This is a genomic window from Syntrophorhabdaceae bacterium, from assembly GCA_035541755.1.
Taxonomy (GTDB): domain Bacteria; phylum Desulfobacterota; class Syntrophorhabdia; order Syntrophorhabdales; family Syntrophorhabdaceae; genus PNOF01.
In genome coordinates this window covers 1-2,650 of the sequence record DATKMQ010000156.1, presented here as the reverse complement: position 1 = coordinate 2,650, position 2,650 = coordinate 1, and the positions used below count along the sequence as shown (strand labels likewise).

The 2,650-nt window shown below is 48.1% G+C and carries 5 protein-coding genes; 1 reads left to right on the top strand and 4 read right to left on the bottom strand.

The window, feature by feature from the left end; genetic code table 11:
• The 4 genes from VMT62_15210 to VMT62_15195 form a co-directional block, all read right to left on the bottom strand.
• Positions 1 to 354, bottom strand: a 354-nt coding sequence (locus VMT62_15210) for a hypothetical protein (GenBank protein HVN97777.1), incomplete at its 3' end; no start/stop codon positions are given.
• 367 nt (positions 355 to 721) lie between these two features.
• On the bottom strand, positions 722 to 970 hold the full coding sequence (locus tag VMT62_15205) for a hypothetical protein (GenBank protein ID HVN97776.1): 249 nt from the start codon (positions 968 to 970) through the stop codon (positions 722 to 724).
• A gap of 46 nt (positions 971 to 1,016) precedes the next feature.
• Complete coding sequence (locus tag VMT62_15200) at positions 1,017 to 2,168, bottom strand: hypothetical protein (protein ID HVN97775.1); 1,152 nt, start codon at positions 2,166 to 2,168, stop codon at positions 1,017 to 1,019.
• Entirely contained in the window at positions 2,168 to 2,410 is a 243-nt protein-coding gene (locus tag VMT62_15195) for a hypothetical protein (GenBank protein HVN97774.1), read from the bottom strand. Before VMT62_15195 ends, VMT62_15200 begins: the two co-directional genes overlap by 1 nt.
• 58 nt (positions 2,411 to 2,468) lie before the next feature.
• On the opposite strand from VMT62_15195, the gene VMT62_15190 reads away from it, so the two are divergent.
• The coding region (locus VMT62_15190) for a hypothetical protein (protein ID HVN97773.1) at positions 2,469 to 2,650 on the top strand (182 nt) is incomplete at its 3' end.

Sequence of the window (2,650 nt, the reverse complement as noted above, 5' to 3'; positions counted from 1 at the left end):
AGCCGCCATGTCCTCAAGGATGTGACGGTGCTCCGGATACATTTTGGCAAGTCTGCGGTAGTTGAAAACCGCGAAGATCTCCATGCTCCGAGCTATAAAATTCATCAGGAAGCGCGGGCTTACTCGGCATGCTAATCGGATAAGGTTCCCAACGGCATAAAAGAACCAATTGAACAGGAAGAAGGGTTTAGTACCATACCCCTTCAGGATAAATTTGATGATTTCCTGGTGTTCGTATTCGTCGTTGGCGATGCCCAGGATCTTGGCGTCATGCGTAGCCTCATAATGGCCCATGTATGCTAGCATTGCGCCGATCTCTACCCCATAATTGAACTTTAACAGTAAATGTTTCATAAAAAATACGCAGATAGGTCAGACGCGACTTCTGACAAGGCTTGCGCCGGGCAGACACCAAAGTCCGCCTGTGTGTCTCTAGGAGACCAAGGATGCACGAAGGGTTTCCCCCAATCTTCGCTTCCCACACCGCTATCCGCAGTAATTTGTTTCCCCTTTAAGTGGTTGCGGAGGCCCGACTTGCACAGGCATAATTTGGCTTATGAGGCCAAGCTGGCACTACTTCCAGTCCACTCCGCAGATTTGTTACTTCTTATCGCAGCTTTCCGATGAACATCCGCTGCACTGTTTGCTGCATCGACACCCAAAATAGACGACCGCGCCAATAACAGCGGCAACCGCCAAAAAACCTAAAACGCATTCCATATCATTTCTCCTTTTTGTATTTTTCTGAAACCATGTCCAGTTCTTGCATCAATTTGAAACACGCGGTGAACGAATCAATATAAGGCCGGTGTTCTTTCACGGGTCTCCGTATTCCCGTCTTCTCCTTGGCGAACTCTATAGCCGCCTTGTGTAACTCTATAGGAAGAATACCCTCTGTGTCACCTGTTTTATAGCCCACGGTCTCTTCCCACTCTATCTCTCCGGAGAGAGTATCAAACTTCCACGCCATTGTCTACCAATCATCTCCCCAATAGTCATCATCGTACTCGTATTCGTCATTCGTAGTCTCGGATTGAGACTCCGACTGGGAATCGGGGAACTCCTTCACGTCCGGTGAGACCCTGATACTGAACAGTGAGACGTTTGCCTCGCCAGAGGCCATGATTTCTAAAGTAATCTCCGAGTCGTTCTGTATCGCCTGACATCTTTGCAAGAAACTCTTTACCGTCGCTAGTTCGGCAGATGAAAGCTCCAACTTTACCGCTGAGTCTACCGCGTCCCTCTTCGATACCAACAATGTCAAACTCGGCATCGTCAAACTCCTTAACCTTCAAAAGATCGTACGAGCGCTTATTAACATATTTACCACGAGGGTTACGCAAAATCAAGCCCTCATATCCTTCTGATCTCGCGCTCTCAAATTGATCCATTACCTCGTGCTCTTGGACAAATAACGTTTTGACAAGCTGCACACCGAAGAGGGCGTCGTCGTAGTAGGCGAATAAGCTGCTTAGTTTATTCCAGCGCTCATCGAACGTGCCTTCGCAAACAACGTCGTATATGTGATACTGCACGTCCGTGCAGCGGTCGTCCGGCTCTTCTTGCCTAACCAGCGAAACAATATGCTCGAAGTCACGTCTAAAGGCGTGATTGTAGAGTTCTCCGTCGAATATGATGTCCCGATTTCCGAAGCACGCCTCAAGTTCCATAATTATGTGGGGCATTGAAGTGATGGGCTTGCGGGTTCTGGACCAAAGAGTGCAGGCGCCATCCTTGATTATGGCGATGCAGCGGATACCATCCAGCTTTGCCTGGGCGTAAGCCGGGAATAGCATCTTATGGCCGTGCTTGTTGAAGTTGTGAGCGAGCATCGGATTGATGCCGCCTTCGATGATCTCGTCGACCTCACCGGCCTCGGCACCTTCTGAAGATTCTACATAACCCTTCTTCTTCTGTTTCTTCCAACGCGCCTCAGCTTCCTTCTCGGCCTGCCGTAAGGGAGTAGTCTCGTTCTTCTTGCCGATGTTTTTTCCGGCTTCGATCCTCTCAGATGTTTGTTGTGGGTTTTCTGTACCGAGTTGGCCGAATGTGGTCTTGATGATACCCGGTACGTTCTGAGTAAACGTCAGATCAGGCTCTACGCAGATTTCCCAGAACTGAATAGCGCCCGTTGAAGTTTTCTTAAAAAGTGGTGGAAAAATTTTCACTATATGCCTTTCATTCTGTTGAGTCTGAGATGAATACCGCGTGCGGAGTAAAAGGATGCTGACACTTCCCTGGAGGCGCCCAAGTTAGTCTCTACGAATGCTTTATCTACCTCCATCCACGAGGGTTCGTCCCTGTCGATGAACTGCAGAACCGTTGTTTTAGTTACCGGATCGCACTTTTCAAGCACCTTGCAAAGTCTACCGTCGTAATATTTTAAAAAGTCTCCAGTGTCGAATTCCATTGAAATGTCCTCCACATAATGATATATCATTTTGAGAGTTCTGAATCAAGGAGTTTCCGTGGCAATCGACAAAGACCAAATTCTCGGACAGATTATAAATTTTATAGTGGGACTTATTTCAAAAGAGAAAACTGCGGAAGTTTCGGTCACGATCCCGCTCGGACAAGATGCTCCGCCCTCACCGCCCCCAATCGACTGGATCAGTCCAGCCTCAAAGATCACTGAACATTTTACAGTAGG

Coding starts and splice junctions, on each gene's coding strand:
- VMT62_15205 (HVN97776.1), bottom strand. CDS start 970: ATGGCGTGGAAGTTTGATACTCTCTCCGGAGAGATAGAGTGGGAAGAG.
- VMT62_15195 (HVN97774.1), bottom strand. CDS start 2,410: ATGGAATTCGACACTGGAGACTTTTTAAAATATTACGACGGTAGACTT.